General features: G+C 60.8%; 11 protein-coding genes. All 11 read left to right on the plus strand.

Annotation, left to right across the window (positions count from 1 at the left end; genetic code table 11):
- The 11 genes from JL015_RS04930 (at position 1) to JL015_RS04980 (ending at position 17189) form a co-directional block, all read left to right on the plus strand.
- Positions 1 to 981: a type II secretion system F family protein gene (locus JL015_RS04930; protein WP_201002978.1), complete on the plus strand. Its 981-nt coding sequence runs from the start codon at positions 1 to 3 to the stop codon at positions 979 to 981.
- A gap of 28 nt (positions 982 to 1009) precedes the next feature.
- Entirely contained in the window at positions 1010 to 1963 is a 954-nt protein-coding gene (locus tag JL015_RS04935) for a type II secretion system F family protein (protein WP_201017665.1), read from the plus strand.
- Between the two features lie 26 nt (positions 1964 to 1989).
- Positions 1990 to 2871 carry a tetratricopeptide repeat protein gene (locus JL015_RS04940; RefSeq protein ID WP_201017666.1) on the plus strand — a complete coding sequence of 294 codons (882 nt, stop codon included), beginning with the start codon at positions 1990 to 1992 and terminating at the stop codon, positions 2869 to 2871.
- Positions 2868 to 3377 (plus strand): TadE/TadG family type IV pilus assembly protein, encoded by a 510-nt coding sequence (locus tag JL015_RS04945; RefSeq protein ID WP_201017667.1) that lies wholly within the window; start codon positions 2868 to 2870, stop codon positions 3375 to 3377. Before JL015_RS04940 ends, JL015_RS04945 begins: the two co-directional genes overlap by 4 nt.
- Complete coding sequence (locus JL015_RS04950; protein ID WP_201017668.1) at positions 3374 to 3952, plus strand: TadE/TadG family type IV pilus assembly protein; 579 nt, start codon at positions 3374 to 3376, stop codon at positions 3950 to 3952. Before JL015_RS04945 ends, JL015_RS04950 begins: the two co-directional genes overlap by 4 nt.
- A 116-nt stretch (positions 3953 to 4068) precedes the next feature.
- Positions 4069 to 5595 (plus strand): TadE/TadG family type IV pilus assembly protein, encoded by a 1527-nt coding sequence (locus JL015_RS04955; protein ID WP_201017669.1) that lies wholly within the window; start codon positions 4069 to 4071, stop codon positions 5593 to 5595.
- 42 nt (positions 5596 to 5637) lie between these two features.
- Positions 5638 to 11256: a beta-propeller fold lactonase family protein gene (locus JL015_RS04960; protein ID WP_201017670.1), complete on the plus strand. Its 5619-nt coding sequence runs from the start codon at positions 5638 to 5640 to the stop codon at positions 11254 to 11256.
- Between the two features lie 23 nt (positions 11257 to 11279).
- Positions 11280 to 12977, plus strand: a complete 1698-nt coding sequence (locus tag JL015_RS04965) for a TolC family protein (protein ID WP_201017671.1) — start codon at positions 11280 to 11282, stop codon at positions 12975 to 12977.
- Positions 12967 to 13731: an efflux RND transporter periplasmic adaptor subunit gene (locus JL015_RS04970; protein ID WP_051427722.1), complete on the plus strand. Its 765-nt coding sequence runs from the start codon at positions 12967 to 12969 to the stop codon at positions 13729 to 13731. The genes JL015_RS04965 and JL015_RS04970 overlap by 11 nt, the downstream gene beginning before the upstream one ends.
- Positions 13728 to 15062, plus strand: a complete 1335-nt coding sequence (locus JL015_RS04975) for an efflux RND transporter periplasmic adaptor subunit (RefSeq protein WP_201017672.1) — start codon at positions 13728 to 13730, stop codon at positions 15060 to 15062. Before JL015_RS04970 ends, JL015_RS04975 begins: the two co-directional genes overlap by 4 nt.
- A complete protein-coding gene (locus tag JL015_RS04980) occupies positions 15063 to 17189 on the plus strand; it encodes an HlyD family efflux transporter periplasmic adaptor subunit (protein ID WP_201017673.1) in 2127 nt (708 codons plus the stop codon). It abuts the gene before it with no gap.
- Positions 17190 to 17259 lie beyond the last annotated feature (70 nt).

The following is a 17259-nucleotide window of genomic DNA, read 5'->3' on the forward strand; positions in this document are numbered from 1 at the left end:
ATGCAAGCTGTCCTCGATTTGCTCACCCTGCTGGTTTTCGCCTGCGTCATGTTCGCGTTCTATGGGCTGCTGAGCCTGAGCAAGCGACGTCAGCGAGCCGCCGAAAGTGCGGCGCGCCTGGAGCAACTGCTGCGCGAAAAGGTGAAGGTGAATGCACCGAACACCCAGGTCGAGAGCATCATGCGTGACATGCAGAGCGCACCGCTGGGCAGCATGCCCGTGCTTGGCACTCACATCACTCATCTGTGGATCAACCTGAACCTGCTGGGCTGGCGAAAGACGCTCAAGGCGCGGGCCATTGCATTCAGCCTCGGCGGCTTTTTCGCCGGAGTGCTGATTGGTCGCGACACGCCCATGCCCTTGCTGTTCGGCAGCCTGATTGCGGTATTCACCGCCATTGCCCTGTTCACGCTGTTCTATCGCCAGGCACTGGCCAAGTACCACAAGCAGCTGCGCCAGTCCCTGCCTGAAGCCATCGACTCCATCACCCGCACCTGCCGTGCAGGCGTACCGATCAGCAACGCTTTCGCACTGGTTGCCGATCATCTGAGCGGGCCGTTGAGCGTGGAGTTCGCGATCATCGACCACTGGCTGCGTCTGGGTGTGCCGTTGCGGCGGGTCATGCAGGATTCGACCCTGCGCGTGCCACTGGCCGAGTACCGATTCTTCGCGGTGATCCTGATCATCAATCAGGAAGCCGGTGGCCGTCTGGGCGAAACCCTGGACCGGCTCTCGACCACCCTGCGCGACCGTCACGAGCTGCAACTGAAGATTCTGTCCAAGACCTCCGAAGCACGGGCCTCCTCCAAGATCGTGTCATCGCTGGTGCCCGCCATGCTGGGCTACATGTACATCAATGCCCCACAGGATTTCCGCTTTCTGCTCAACGACCCCACCGGCAACATGGTGCTGTTCTACGCCCTTGCCAGCGTCACGCTGGGGCTGGTCATCAACCACCTGATGGTGAGCCGAGTCGGATGAACGCTCGCTTTTGCGGAGAACAACAGTCATGACCAACGAAACGCTCATTCTGCTCGCCCTGGGGGTGATGTTGACCGGCACCGGCCTGGGCCTGCTCGGCTGGTACCTGGGTCTTTCGGAGAAAAGCCTGGACCTGCGCCTGGGCCGCAGCGAGCACAATCGCCAGCAACAGGTCCAGGCCAACATCCTGCGCACCGATCAACTGGCCCTGTCCGCCAATGCCCGGCGCCTGCTGTTGCCACTGGCTTCGGCCGGCGAACATCTGGCCGGCACGGCACAGGATCGCCAGCACCTCAACCGTCTGCTGAGCATGGCGGGCTTTCGTGCTCAGGCCAGCCTGGGTCTGTTGATGGTCGCCAAATATGCCAACGGCCTGCTGTTTCTGGGCATCGTTCTGTTTGGTGTTCTGGATGCCCAGAGCCGCTTCGGCCTCAAGGGTCTGGCCATGGGCCTGATCGCCCTGTTCGTCGGCACCACCCTGCCCGAAGCCTGGCTGAAATGGCGGGCGGCGCGGCGCGGCGGGCGCATGGCCCGTTCGGTGCCCGATGGCCTGGACCTGATGGTGATCTGCGCCGAAGCCGGCTTGCCGCTGGGCCGCATCATGCAAGTGGTGGCCAGGGAACTGGCGCTGTCGGCTCCCGAACTGGCAGATGAATTGCGCTACACCTTCGCCGAACTGCAAATCGTCAGTGACCGCTCACGGGCATTGCTCAATCTTGCCGAGCGCACGGGCGTCCGGGAAATCGAAAGCATGGTGGGAACCCTGATCCAGGCCGAGCGCTACGGCACTCCCCTGTCACAGGCACTGCGCACCATCGCCGATGAAAGTCGCAAGACCCTGGTGCTGGGCCTTGAAGAAAAAGCCGGAAAGCTGCCCGCGCAAATGAGCGTGCCACTGATGGTCCTGATCCTGCCACCGATCATCGCGGTCATGGGCGCCCCGGCGATGATCCGTCTGGTCCGCGCTCTGGCGCAAAACTGATGCCTGCCTTGTCTCTGGAGAATACCGTGTCCTCACCTCTGTCCCTTTCACGCCTCGCCCTGCTTTCGCTGCTGATCATCGGCGCAAGCGGCTGCTCCAGCCTGCCCGGCCTCGACCGTAACAATGCCCAGCCACAGACCAACGCGCCCCTGAGCAAAAAGGAAAGCGCCGAAGCGCTGAGGCTGGCCCGCGTGCTGCGCGATAACGGGCGTATCGAAGCAGCCACCGAGGTCTACGCCAAGATGGATCAACGCCAGCAACTCAGCCCCCGGGAACTGCTGGAATACGCCAGTGTTGCGGCGTTGGTGCGCAAGCCGCAGCAATCGCTGGAACTCTACGGCCGTGCCCGACACGCCCTTGGCGGTGCCGACAATCTCAGCCCGTCCGAAAGCCTGATTACCTGCCTGGGCATGGGCCGTGCGCGTCTGGCACTGAATCAGCTTCAGGCTTCGGTGAAGGATTTCAATTGCGCGCTCAAGGCCCAGCCGGACAGCACCGAAGGCCTCAATGGTCTGGGCGTGGCCAGCAACAGCCTTGGCCAGACCGAGCAGGCTCAGAAGCTGTTTCAACAAGTACTGGAGATCGACCCGTCCAACCAGCCAGCGCTGAACAATCTGGCCATGACCTACCTGAGCAGCAACCAGCCTCAGCAGGCCATCACGCTTCTGCAAGGCGCCAGCCTCAATGCCACACCCAGCCTGGTGCTGAACCTGGCCTTGGCGCATCTGCTCAAGGGCGATAACGATCAGGCGCGTCAGACCCTGAGTCGCAACCTGCCCGATGCCAATACCGAAGACTTGCTGCAAGCCTTGCAGGCCAGCATCGCCCGCATCCATGCAGGCTCCCCTGCCGCGACCGAACTGCTCGCCGCCAGCCAGCGTCCGCTGGCCCTCGGCACACCACAGTGAAGCGGGTCGGACCACACAGCCAGCGCGGCGTGACGGCGGTGGAAACCGCGCTGATCATGCCGGTGATCCTGATCGGCCTGATGATGTTCTTCGAGCTGGCACGCATTGCGCTGGTGGTGATCATCGGCAATCTGGCGCTGGACTCGGCACTGGGCGGCCTGCGTCACGAGAAAGCCGACCTGATGGCAACCGAGCAGCTTCAGCCTCTGATCACCGAGCGGATTCTGCTGGCGTCCTACGGCTACCTCAAGGCCAATGAAATCCAGATCGATGCGACTTCCTACAGCGCCCTGCAAGTCATGGGCGGGGAAGACGCCAGCGACGATGAGTCCAGCACGGAACTGCCCGACGGCAGCCAGCCGGTGATTGTCGTCAAGGTGACCCTGCAGCAGACCTACATCACCGCACTGCCCAAACTGCTCGCCCTGCCCGACCGCTTTACCTATGAGTACCGTCAGGTGCTGGGCAACCTCTATAACACTGCCCTCATTGGTAACGATCAATGATCAAGCGTACGCGGCAACGCGGCAGCGCCCTGCTGGAAACTGCACTGGCCCTGCCGATCATCCTTGGCACAGGTTTTGTCTGCGCCGACCTTTACAACCTCAGCCGCGCCAAGACCGACATGGAGCGCAGCACCTCGACGCTGTCCTCGATCCTGGCGATTCAGGATCGGCTGACCAGTGGCGGCCTCGAACAGTTGATCGAGAACATACGTGGCCCGCGCAAGGACAACTATCAGATTTTCATCGCTCAGGTCCGGCGCAGCGGTGAGGTGGTCTGGCATCTGCAACGGGGCAATGCCACCGGGCTGTGCGATGACCCTTTCGCCAGCAGCCAGTACAGCGGCGAGCTGCCCGAAAGCAGCCCAACGCCATCTTCCTCCGAAGAGCCACAGCAAGACACGGTCTCGATGCTGATCGTGCAGACCTGCCAGGCCAGTACCGAACTGGCCATGAGCAGCGAGCTGTTTGGCGGCAGAATCCTGCAAAGCGTCGCTCTGGACCGCATGCAGAACAGCGACCTGCAACTGGCTGAAGATCTGGCGCAGGAGGCCGGTCTGGACACGGACCAGAGTTGATTAAGCCTTCTTAATGGAGCCAGCCTTGCTGCTAGTTGGGAAAGATTCTTATTCTTGTATAAACCTCAAGGCTGCTGTCATAGCGGCCTGTTGATCCCTTCAGGAATGACCGCTTCATGCTCAATCGCAAGCTTCAGCGCGGTAACGTCGCGCCCTTCATGATTCTTGCCACTGGCGGCCTGTTACTGGCCAGTGCCTACGCGATAGACCTGACGCGCATGACCGGCAACGCCTCGCAACTCAAGCGCGCGACCGACGCCGCCGCCCTGGCCGTCGGCCGGGCCAATGCCGACGGCGATGAAAACGTCAGCAAGGACCCCACCGGTTTTGCCACCGCGTATGTGCGCCAGAACCTGGGCATGGATGCGCAGCTTCTGGACAACCTGGGCGAAGTCACCGTCGAAGAAGGACGCAGCGCCGACAGCAATCCCACCTACCGGGTAACCGCAACGTCCCGTCACGACCCGCAAGTCAGCGGTAATGCCAGTCAGGACCTGACCGTGCATTCCACGGCGGAGTTGATCAGCAAGCCGCTGGAGGTGGCGTTGGCGATTGATTCGTCTGTGAATTTTGCCTCGATATTCTCCGGCATCAGCCCGGACGCGCAGTTGCATATCGAAGCCACGGAGCATTTTCTGGGCGAACTGTTCGGCAAGGACAGCAGTGGCAACACCCGTGAAGAGAAAGAGAACCTGCGGGTAGCCATTATTCCATTCAGCAACGAGGTCAATCTGTACGACCCCGACTACGGTCGCAATAACCAGCCGCGACTCAAGGAGTGGACAACTCCAGATGCACTGACCACTGAAGATCCGATCCCGTCCTTGCGCACACGTGGTTTCTACCGGCAATACGGCGACTTGAGCAATGTCATGTTTCCGGATCGCAGAGCCAGGCGACAGAGCTTCTACAGGGGAGACAACTACCGGGACAAGACCTATGACTGGATTGCCTCTCCTGCCCAGTCGAAGATGCGTCTTACCGCGAACATGCTTTACCTGAACCCGGAGGACAATCGCCCTGTCGTTTCCGAGCGCCGCATGTTTTCACTCAGCACAGTGGATGCCAACGGTGCGGACCAAACGATCATGACCGATCAAGGCACCCCCAACGCTCCATTGCTGCCTCTGGAAGCCAGCAGAAGCAAGATCGAAGAGCGAGTGCGCGAGATCAGAGGCGATTGGCAGATTCATCCGTTACCGGGACTCGTTTGGGCGGGTAGTGCCTTGTCACCCAACTGGCGTGGGGGCAACGGCTGGGGCGACAGTCAATACCCGCTGGATTTCAATGCCGATGGCAGCGGCCCCAACCGCAAGGCCATTGTGCTACTGATGAACTGGAATTCAGGCTCTGCCTGGAGTTCAGAAAAAGAAACCCTGCGCCATTATCTCGATACCTGCCAATCCTTCAGCGACAACGGGATCGTTTTCTACGCCGTGGTCCGCAACACCACAAATATTAATACCCCCGGCGGCCACTACGTGACGCCTGCCGACTGGCTGAACCCCTGCACCGATGGCGGCAAACGCCTGCATGTCATCGAAGGCAATTCATCGGATACCTCCGGCGATCTGAAGGCCGCGTTCGACAGCATTGCCAATGAACTCAAGAGCCAGGCCAATCGCGTGCTGCTGGTTGAATGATGCGCCTCCCTATTTCCGTCTACGCCCCAAAGGACTGTCCCAATGACTGAGCGTTCTCCTGCCCGTCCCCGCCTCCAGCGACTGTATCTGGCGCTCGAACCCCGGATGATGTTCGATGCGGCGGCGGTCGCCACTGCGACAGAAGTCGCTGCTGCCAGCGAAACCCAGAGCGCCAGTCCGGCAGCAGATAAAACGGCGGACAACTCCGCAACCAGCGTTGCTCATGAAAACAGCAGCACTTCGGACAACGATCAGGCAAGCGCCACCACAAGCCAGCGCACCACAGCGCTGGCGACCGATAACGGTGCCCACCTGAGTCTGGACGCTCTGACAAGCCTGGAAACCCTGAGCACAATCAGCGGCCTGAGCAACATTGCACATACCGAACTGTCCAGTGATGGCACGACCCTGTATGCAGCCAGCAGAACAGGTGAGCTGGCCATCTTCACACGTGATACCGAGACTGGCGCGTTGACGCTAAGCAACACCCTGACGGCCAGCGACACTCAGCTGACTTTAATCATTGATCTGAAGATCAGCCCGGATGGCGAAACGCTCCTTATGAGCGGTGCAAACGGCAGGTCCTATTCGGACACGCTTGCCGTATTCAACCGCGATCCGGCCACGGGAAGCCTTGTCTTCCTGGAAAGCCATTACATCCTCACGATAGAAACACTGGAAATCTCGGACGACGGCAAATCGGTATATGCCGTCGATAGCGGCAACGAAGGGATCTATGTCTTCAGCCGTGATAGCGACAGCGGCAGTCTGACGCGACTGAATCTGGTCGAGAACACGTCATGGAGCCCACCTTACATGTTCGCCATATCGGCCATGGAGAGCCGAGGAGATTACGTATTCGTAACAACCCAGACCTTCTCCCCCCCACATACCCTGATCGCTTATCAGCGTGACGCCGACGGCAACCTGGGTTCGCCGTTTTATATCCGCGATGGCCAGCGAGACAGCGCTGGCAATACGGTTTCGCTCAAGTCTCCCAGCCAGATCAATGCATCGCCCGATGGCCAGACGCTTTATGTCACCACCTCCGAAGGCATCGTCACGTTCCGGGTCGAAAACCAGTCCTTTGTGGTCCAGAACTCCATAAGCCAGGCCAATATCACCTCGACAGCCCTGAGCAGTAACGGCAGTACGCTTTATGCCACCCTCAGCGACGGCACCATCAATCGCTACAGCGCCACGACCTCAGGCCTGATGCTGCTCAATAGCACAGCCGGTGGCCAGAGCGACGCCAGCGCGATTCAGGTAAGTGCCGATGGCGGCGTGATTGTCACGGGCTCTGGCATCAGCGTTCTGCAGGAAGCCAGCACCCGCTACCTGGAAGGCACGGCCCCACAAAAGCTGAGCGATGCGCTGGTCAGCGACTCGACCCTGGACGCGCTCGACAACGGTAATGGTGACTATAACGGCGCAAGCTTCAGCGTCACGCCGCAACGCGGTGACAACGCCGAAGACACCTTGAGCTTTATCCCCACCAGCAGCCTGACCTTGAGCAGTGACGGTTCGCAAATCCTGAACAACGGCACGGCCATCGCCAACCTGACAGTCAATGGCTCCAGCCTGAGCATCACCTTTACCGGTCAGGTCAGCACCGCGCTGGCCAATCAGGTGCTCCAGCAGATCGGCTACAGCAACACCAGTTCGGACGCTGGCAGCCTGGCGGTCATGGTGCTGGCGTTCGACAACGGCCAGGGCGCGAGCACCTCGCTGAATGTGGAAGTGCGTCTGGTGGACGTCAACAACGCCCCCACTCTGACCACCACCGCCACCGATCCCAGATACTCCGCCCAAGGCAACCCGGTTGCCGTGTTTCAGGACACTGTCATCAATACCGGCGAAAGAGCCCAGTCGGTCAGCGGCCTGGCCCTGAGCGTGACCGGTATACAGGACGGTGCCAACGAAGTGCTGGTCGTTGACGGCACGCGCATCACCCTCACCCAAGGCAATACCGGCATCACACGCAGCGGCCTGAGTTATGAAGTCAGCGTCAGCGGCACAACCGCCAGTGTCAGCCTGAGTGGCGGCAACCTCAGCGTGGCCAATGCGCAGACGCTGGTAAACGGCATCGGCTATTACAACGACAGCACCACCATCACCGGCGTTGATCGGGTGGTCGGCCTGACGCTGATTCGCGATAACGGCACAACAGCCAATGGCGGTATCGACAGCACAGCGCTGAACCTGACCTCCACCGTGACCATGCGCGATAACAGCGCACCGCTGCTCAGTGACGTACCGACAAACCTGGCCTACACCGAAAAAGCGGCAGCGATTTCACTGCTCGCAGACACAGGCTTCAACGATGTCGAACTGGACAGCGATGGCGATTACCGCGACGCCAGCATCCGTATCGTGCGCAGCGAAGGTGCCAATGCGGCCGATATCTTCGGTTTTCAGGACGGCAACGGCTTCACGCTTTGCGCCGATGGCAAGCAGGTGCTCAAGGACGGCGACGTCATTGCCAGTTTCAGCCTGGTAGACGGCGCACTGGTGCTGACCTTCACCTCCAGCCAGCCAGTCAGCGCCGCCGATGCCAATCTGGTTATCAAGCAGATTACCTATGCCAATGAAAACAGCGATCCGGGCAGCCAGATCAGCCTGAACCTGTCGATCAACGATGGTGATGGCCTGACATCGACCGCGCATACCATTGCCATAACCGTGACCGAAATCAACGATGCGCCTGAGCTGTCAGCCACCGCGCTGGACCCGACCCTGAGCTTTGGCAACAACACGGCGCTGTTCAGCGACACGCAGATTTCAACGGTGGAACAGGGTCAACTCATCATCGAACTGCGTCTGGAAATCAGCGGCCTGAGCGATGGCAGCCAGGAACGCCTGAACATCAACGGCACCCTTGTGGAACTGGTGGACGGCACGCAAACCGTCGGCGATTACACCTACACAGTCAGCCTGTCGGCAGGCATCGCCACATTAATCATCACCCCGGCTAACGGCATCGACACCGAGGCGGCGCAAACGCTGATCGATGGCATCCGTTACAGCAATGCCAGCCTGGCACCGACCCTGGGCAGCCGCACCGTGACGCTGGTCAGCATTCAGGACAGCGGCGGCACACTGGATGACGGAACCGATGTCAGCGACCTGAACATTGCATCCACAGTCGATGTGACCGCCAATACCGCTCCCGGCATCAGCAACCCGAACCCGGGAACGGTGCTGACGTCTCCCAATATCACCGACCCGACTCAGCCCACCCAACTGACACCGGGCAGCGTTGACTCGGCACCTTCAGCCATGGCCACTTCCAGCGATGGCAAGTTCGTCTATATCGTGGCCGGCAAGACCCTGACGATCTACGCCAGAACAGCAGACGGCCTGGTCGAGCAAGGCAGCTTCAGCGACGACCAGTATTTCAGCGACCGGGACGTCTTTCTGGAAGGCATGGACCGGGTGTCCTCGGTCACGTTGTCGGCCGATGGAAGGTTTCTGTATGTGGCCGGTTTCGAGGCTACTTCCGAGACAGGTGCGCTTTCGACCATCACCTTGTATCAGCGCGATATCACTACCGGGGCACTCAGCTATGTGGGCATTGCTGCCAGCAACGACACAAGCAGTAGCTATTTCGGGCAAATGGTGGTGTCCGCAGATGGCAGGTCGTTGTATGCCGTCAGTGCCGACAGCTCAAACAGCGGCATCACGACCTTCACCATCGATGCGCAGGGCAGGCTGACTCAATCCGGGCACCTGTCAGACGGCATTGGCCAAAGCTCGGATGTGGTGATTTCCAGCGATGGTCGCTCGGTGTATGTCGGCAATAGCTGGGACAGCGCCATCGCAATCTTCAGCCGCGACACGACCACCGGCGCACTCAGCTTTACGGGTTCACTGACAGCACTGGGCAGCGGTCAAAACCTCAGTTCGATCGGCGGGCTTGCCCTGTCCAGCGCAGGCGACTTCCTGTATGTCTCGGACAAGAACAGCAACTCGATCCGGATTTTCAGCCGCAGCGCCGATGGCAGCCTGACGCTGAGCGGCACCGTCAGGGACGGGCTGAGAAGTGTCTATTCGCTGGAGGATATAACCCTCAGTGCCGATGGCAGCGCGTTGTATCTTGCCCACGGGGCCAGTGATCCGAGCCTGCTGGTGTACAGCCGAGACGCCACCACCGGTGCTTTGACCTTTGTTCGTGCCTACTCGTCATCGACAGGTTTCAACAGCCTCGTCAGCGCTACAGACGGCAGCCTGTATGCCCTGGGCAGCGAATGGTCCGGCGCGGATGTGGTGATTCTGAGCAGCCCGACCATCGCCCCGCACTTCACCCAGGGCGGCGATGCCGTACTGCTGGCACCTAATGGGCTTGTCAGCGATGCCGAGCTGGATGCGCTGAACGATGGCGCAGGCAATTACAACGGTGCCACCCTCACCCTGGCGCGCCAGGAAGGTGCCAGCACCGAAGACCGGTTTGGCCTGCAACCTTCCGCAACGCTTGGTCTGTCGAGCGATGGCAGCCAGATACTGCTCAACGGAACAGCCATCGCCACGTTCAGCCAGACCGAAGGTCGCCTGACCATCGCTTTCATTGAAGATGTCAGCCAGGCGCAGGCCCAGTCGGTGCTGCAACACCTGACCTACCTCAACAGCGCCGCTACACCACCTGCGCAGGTGGAACTGGTGGCCAGTATCAACGATGGCTTGCTGACCTCGAACAGCGCGAGCTTTACCGTCGCAATCACGGCAACCAGCACGCCCGTCATCACGCCGCCAGTGGTGACGCCTCCTGTCGTGGAACCGCCTGTAGTGACACCGCCAGTCGTGGTTCCTCCTGTAGTAACGCCGCCAGATACAGGCGGCGGTACCGTCATTACACCGCCACCAACAGACGTGGATACCGGCAGCAGCACCCCGACAACCAACGTCACCGAGCCGGTTATCGTTGCAGCGCAGTCCGCGCCGCTGATGGGGCTGCGCCCAAGCGGGTTCAATGAAGTCCGGCAAACAGAAACGCCCTTGCCACCGGGCATCAGCCCGCTCGGCTTGCCAGCAGAGATAAACAGCACGCTGAACACTGTCCTGCCCGACTCCACAGGCCTGGAATCGAGTCAGCGCAGCGTCACCGAGCAATTGCTCGGCAGTAGCAACATCCTCAGCGACACCCTGGCCTCCAGCCAGTCGGCACGTCCGGGCGAAACCTGGCAGATGCAGGTCGCAGCCAACGGCAATGCAAACAGCGAAATGCAACTGCCGCCATCGTTGCTCGCCAGCACCCAGAGTAGCCCGCAACTGCGCATGAGCAATGGCCTGCCTTTGCCAAGCTGGGTCCGTTTCGACCCGCGCAGCGGCAAGCTGATTGTCGATAACCGCCAGTTGGCTGCCGCACAACGCCTGAATCTGGTGCTGATCACCCGCGACCGTTCAGGTCAGGAACAACGCACGCCAGTCCAGATCGAGACCGGTGAACGCCCTCAAGGCGCAGCCACACGACAGGAACCGGTAAACACACCACCTGCGCCCGCAGCGGAACAGGCCTTGCGCGCCCAACTGCAAGACAGCGCGCCGAGCCTGAACCTGGCTCATCAGGCCCAGAGCCTGTTGGAAAACCTGCTGTCGATAGTGGGCAACGAATCGAACGAAACCGTCGCCAACGCAGCGACCCAAGACGACCAGCGCGTCGCATGATCTTTTTCAGGGGAAACGCAACAATGTCCAGACTCACCCAAGAACAGCGACTGCCCGGCCTTGCGCTGCGCAAGACCGTCCTGTGCCTGACCATCGGCTGCATCGTTGCCGGCCTGAGCGCCTGCGCGGTCAAACCCGAGCCGGTCAGCCTGGACCAGCAACTGGCCCAGGCCAGTGCCGACCGCAGCAAGATGTTCGATCAGCAAGAGCCCCTGAACCGACCGGTCAGCCTCAACGAAGCCATGGCGCGAGCGGTGAAGTACAACCTGCAACAACGTGTGGGCCTGATGGAACAAGCCATGGAAGAAGGCCTGCTCGATACCCAGAATCTGTCGATGCTGCCGCAACTGGCCGCTCGCGCAGGCTGGCGTGGCCGGGACAATGTCGCGGGCTCGTCCAGCGAATCGGTTCGTACCCGCACCCAGTCGCTGGAACCTTCCACCAGTTCTGATCGTTCAGGCCATACGGCTGACTTGCAGTTGTCGTGGAACGTGCTGGATTTCGGCATCAGCTACTTCGGCGCCAAGGTCCAGGCCAACAAGACCCTGGCGGCTGAAGAACGTCGTCGCCGGGTGATTGCCGACATCATCCAGCAAGTACGCACCGCTTACTGGGACGCCGCCACCGCACAACGCCTCAAGCCGCAGGTTCAATCGACACTGGTGCAGGCCCGCGCCGCACTGGATCAGGCCCGCGTTACCGAGCGCGAGCGCTTGCTGACGCCTATCGACTCGTTGCGCTACCAGAAAAGCCTGGTGGAAATGATTCGCCAACTGGAAGTGCTGGACGGTGAACTGGCGCTGGCCAAGGCACGCCTTGCAGGCTTGATGAACATTCCGCCTGCCAGCCAGTACACCCTGGCCGTCCCGGACGATGCCAGCATGACTGCGCCCGCCGTGGCCTACAGCCTGGATGATCTGGAAACCCTGGCCATGACCCAGCGCCCGGAAATCCGTGAAGAAACCTATCAGGCCCGCAACGCGGTACTGGAAACCCGCATGGCGATGCTCAAGCTGTTGCCCGGCGTCAACTTGTTCGCAGGCCTGAACCGTGACAGCAACAGCTATCTGGTCAATGAGCAATGGGCCGATGCCGGCATGCAGATCAGCTGGAACCTGATGAGCGTGCTGTCCTATTCGTCGATCAAGAAGACTGGTGAAACCCGCGAAGCCGTGGCTGAACTGCGTCGCCAGGCCGTGCGTATGGCAGTGCTGACCCAGGTCAACGTGGCCTGGCAGCAATACCAGCGCGCCAATAAGCTGTTCGAGCGCTCCAACGAGCTGCACCGTTTGCAGGACGGCATCCTGGCGCAAAGTGAAAGAGCCTACAGCAGCCAGGCCCAGAGCCTGCTGGAAAAGGTACGGATCGAAACCGAAACCGTACTGGCGAAACGAACCCGTGATCGTAGCTTCGCAGAGTTGCAAGCCACCTACGGCGCGATCCAGCAGGCTGCCGGGCTCGATCCCCTGCCCCAGCGTCTGGCAGGCGAAAGCATTGCCGAACTGACCCAGGCCATTGCCCGCAATGCGGTCGACCTGGCAAGCGGTCAGGTGCAGATCCCACGCTTTGAAACGCCTCTGAATACCGCAGCCCAAAGCCGGCCGGCCTCCACCAGACCCGTCGCCATTTCCCCGATTGCCAGAGTCGATATGTTCGACAGCCTGGGTTCGTTGCAAGGCGTGGAACTCAAAGAGCAAGGAAGCACGGCAAATGCACGCTGAACCTGCCTCCATCAGACAGCATTCACGAGTCTGGCTGGCGATTCTGATCAGCGTTGCCGCCAACATGGCGCATGCTGCTGATACCCAGCCAGTGTTGCGCGTGCAACTGAGCGCCATTGCCCAGACCACGCTGTCCAGCGAGGTCGCCGGGAAGATCACCGAACTGTCCATCAAGGAAGGTGAGCGATTCAAGAAAGGCGACCGGCTGGTGGCGTTCGATTGCAGTGTCTATCAGGCGCAGTTGAATCGCACCGCCGCCGTGCAGGAAGGCGCACGCAAGAAGCTTGAAGTCGCCAATCGCCTCGACAAGCTCAACTCCATCAGCGTCGCCGATGTCACCCAGGCCCAGGCAGCCATGGCGGTTGCCAGGGCCGAAAGCGGTATCAACCAGGCGATTCTGGGACGCTGCGCAATCACTGCGCCCTTCTCGGGGCGAGTCGCGGCACGCAAGGCGCAACGCTGGGAGTACGTCGCGGAAGGCAAGGAGTTGCTGAGCATCTACGATGACAGCGCCTATGAGCTGGAACTGATCGTGCCGTCCAACTGGTTGCGCTGGCTCAAACCGGGCCAGAACTTCAGCGTGCATCTGGACGAAAGCGGCAAGGACTATCCGGCGCAGATCAGCCGGATCGGCGCGATCATCGACCCGGTCAGCCAGTCGGTGAAAGTATTCGGGCGCATCACCCAGAGCGATGAAAGCCTGCTGCCCGGCATGAGCGGCGTGGCGAAACTGACGGCTCCGGGTGAGTCATGATTCAGGCGCAAAGCCGCTCCATGGAACACCTGACCTTGCTGGTCCAGCTGGAGCAGCAAGTCCGCGCCGCCGAGAGCCTGCAAACGTTGAGCTTCATTCTGCTCAACGACAGCCACTCGCTGCTCGAATACCGGCAAGCCATCCTCTGGTGCTGCGACACCCAGACCATACAAGGTTTCTCGGGGCTGGCCGTCGTGGAGCAACAGGCCCCCATGGTGACCTGGCTTAACCGCCAGTGCCGCCGCTGGGAACAGACCGACAATGCCCGGCATATTCATGAACTGACCGCTTCGACAGTACTTGCCGAAGACCAGCCGCAATGGAGCGAGTATTGCGCCCAGCGCCTGATCTGGATGCCGTTGCAAAAGGCAGGCGGCCCGCTTCTTGGAGCGTTGCTCTTGAGTCGCGATGCCCCGCTGCGCGACACAGAACGGCTGTTGGCTCCACTGCTGCTGGATTGCTACGGCCACGCCTGGAGCAGCCTGCTGGGGCATCGTCCACAACGCCAACCACTGCGCAGACGCAAGCGCCTGCTGTGGATCGCCGGATTGGCAATGGCGGCAGTGTTGATGCTACCGGTACGCCAGTCGGTATTGGCTCCGGCGGAAATCGTTGCACGGGACCCGGCTGTGCTGCGTGCGCCGCTGGCTGCGGTGGTGGACCGCATTCTGGTTCAGCCGAACCAGCGAGTCACCGCTGGCCAACCGCTGGTACAACTCGATACCCGCGAGCAAAGCAATCATCTGGAGTCGGCCCGTCAGGCCTACGCCGTGGCCGATGCCGAGCTGCGTCAGGCCCAGCAACAGGCGCTGTTCGACGAACGTAGCAAGGCCACGCTGGCCACCCTGCAAGGACGGCGCGAACAGGCCAGAAACGATGTCGAGTTCTATACCGCCAATCTCAAGCGCCTGAGTATTGAAGCGCCCCGTGACGGCATCGCGATTTTCGATGACCCCAGTGACTGGATCGGTCGCCCCGTCAATCTGGGAGAACGCATCATGCTGATCGCCGAACCTCAGGATGCCGATCTGGAAATCCAGCTACCCGTCGCCGATGCCATTGCCCTGCAAGCGCAGACACCGGTGAAACTGTTCCTGAACACCGACCCCACGTCACCACTGGATGCGACCCTGCAACGCATCGGCTACCGCGCCAGCGTCAACCCCGATGGCGTCATGGCGTATCGACTGAAAAGCACCTTCGACACCCAGGACCCACGCATCCGCATCGGCCTCAAGGGCAGCGCCAAGCTGTATGCAGAACCCACGGTGCTGTTCTATTACCTGCTGCGTCGACCGCTGGCGGCATTGCGTATTCATGTGGGGCTGTAAGTGATACACGACCTTGCAACCCCGGACCTGCCACAACTGCGCCAGGAACTGAAACTGCATCGCGGTCCGAGGCTGCGCGACGGCTCACCGAGCTGGACCCTTGAAGACCCTGCTCGCGGGCAGTTCTTCCGGCTTGGCTGGGCCGAAGTGGAAATGCTGGCCCGCTGGGAAACCGGCAACAGCCAAAAGGTGCTGGACTCGGTCAATCACCAGACATCCCTGACGCTGGACATTCAGGACGTCAAAGGTTTCGCGGCATTTCTAGGCAACCTGCAACTGGTCCAGACCCAAGGGCAGGAAGGCAACGAAAGGTTGCTCAAGATCAACCAGCAGAACAAGCATGGCTGGGCCGGCTGGCTGATGCACAACTACCTGTTCGTGCGTATTCCGCTGGTCAATCCCGATGCGTTTCTGGAGCGCTCATTGCCGTGGGTGCGACCGTTGATGAGTCGCGGCTTTGCCCTTCTGACCTTGATGGCAGCCCTGACCGGACTGATCCTGGTTGCCCGTCAGTGGGACGTCTTCGTGCATACATTCCTGCACTTTTTCACCCTTGAAGGTGCCTTGCTGGCAGCCATGACTCTGGGGTGTACCAAAGTGCTTCACGAACTGGGGCATGCCTACACCTGTAAACGCTTCGGTTGCCGGGTAGCCAGTATGGGCGTGGCCTTGCTGGTGATGTGGCCGGTGCTTTACACCGACACCACCGGAGCCTGGCGCCTGACCGCACGTCGCCAGCGTCTGGCGATTGGCGCGGCAGGCATGCTGGTGGAGCTGTCACTGGCCGCCTGGGCGACCCTGCTCTGGAGCTTTCTGCCTGACGGCCCCTTGCGCAGTGCGGCCTTCATGCTGGCGACCACCACCTGGATTCTGACCCTGGCGATCAACCTAAGTCCCCTGATGCGTTTCGATGGCTACTTCCTGCTCTCCGATGCGCTGGACGTGCCCAATCTGCAAGGTCGCAGCTTTGCTCTGGCCCGCTGGCGTCTGCGCGAGTGGCTGTTCGGCCTGGGCGATCCACGGCCTGAAGTGTTCGAGCCGTGGCTGGAACGTACGCTGCTGATCTACGCCTTCGGCACCTGGATCTACCGCTTTTTCCTGTTTCTGGGCATTGCCCTGCTGGTCTATCACTTCGCGTTCAAGTTGCTGGGGCTGCTGCTGTTCGCCGTCGAGATCGGCGTTTTTATCCTGATGCCGATCTTTCGCGAGTTGCAACACTGGGCCGGACGCCGCAAGGACTACCGCATGAACCGCAATACCCTGATCACCACCGCTGTGCTCGCCACTCTGCTACTTGGCGTCTGCCTGCCATGGCGCAGCAGCGTTCAGGCACCAGCCCTGTTGCGCGCCAGCCAGCAGGCAACCCTGCTGGTGCCCAACGGTGCCCGGTTGCAAAGTATCGATGTACGACCCGGCCAGGTCGTAGAGCGCGATCAACCGATGTTCCACCTTGAGGCACCCACACTGACTCATGAGCTGAGCAACCTTGAACTCCAGATCAAGACGCTGAGCTGGCAACTGAGCTTCCAGCGCATGGACAAGGACGCCGCCGCCCGCTTACCCGTGGTGCAACGCGAACTCGATACCGCTCAGGAACGCTACAACGCACTGCGCAGCCAGATCGATCAGTTGCAGATTCGTGCGCCCTTCGACGGTACCCTCGTCGATATGGCCGAACCCTTGGCCGTCGGCCAATGGCTGCCGCAGGGAGAGTGGCTGGCGACCCTCGCGGCACCGGGCAGTGCATTGATCGAAGCCTTTGTCAGTGAGCAGGACATGCATCGCATCGCGGCAGACAATCGTGCCTGGTTCTACCCCGAGGACCTGTCTCGCCCGCGCATCGAACTGCTCGTCAGCAGCGTCGAGCAAACCGCAGTCCGCAAACTGGCCTCGGCTCCCGAACTGGCCTCGGACTATCAGGGCGCTATCGCAACCCGTCTGAACAAGGAACATGAGCCAATCCCGGAACAAGCGATGTATCGGGTTCTGCTGCGCCCGAGTGGACCTGCGCAGAACATTCAACAGGCCCTCAGAGGCAGCGTCAGCATCGACGCCGAGACGCGCAGCCCGCTGCTGTACGCCTGGCAGAATGTGGTCGCCGTATTGATTCGCGAAGCCGCATTCTGACCTTAACAACTCTTAATGGACCCGCGATTGTTGGCACCTGACGCGGACTCTATCGTGCAGTTCTACTTTC

The sequence above is a fragment of the Pseudomonas cichorii genome, assembly GCF_015471405.1.
GTDB classification, from domain to species: domain Bacteria; phylum Pseudomonadota; class Gammaproteobacteria; order Pseudomonadales; family Pseudomonadaceae; genus Aquipseudomonas; species Aquipseudomonas serbiensis.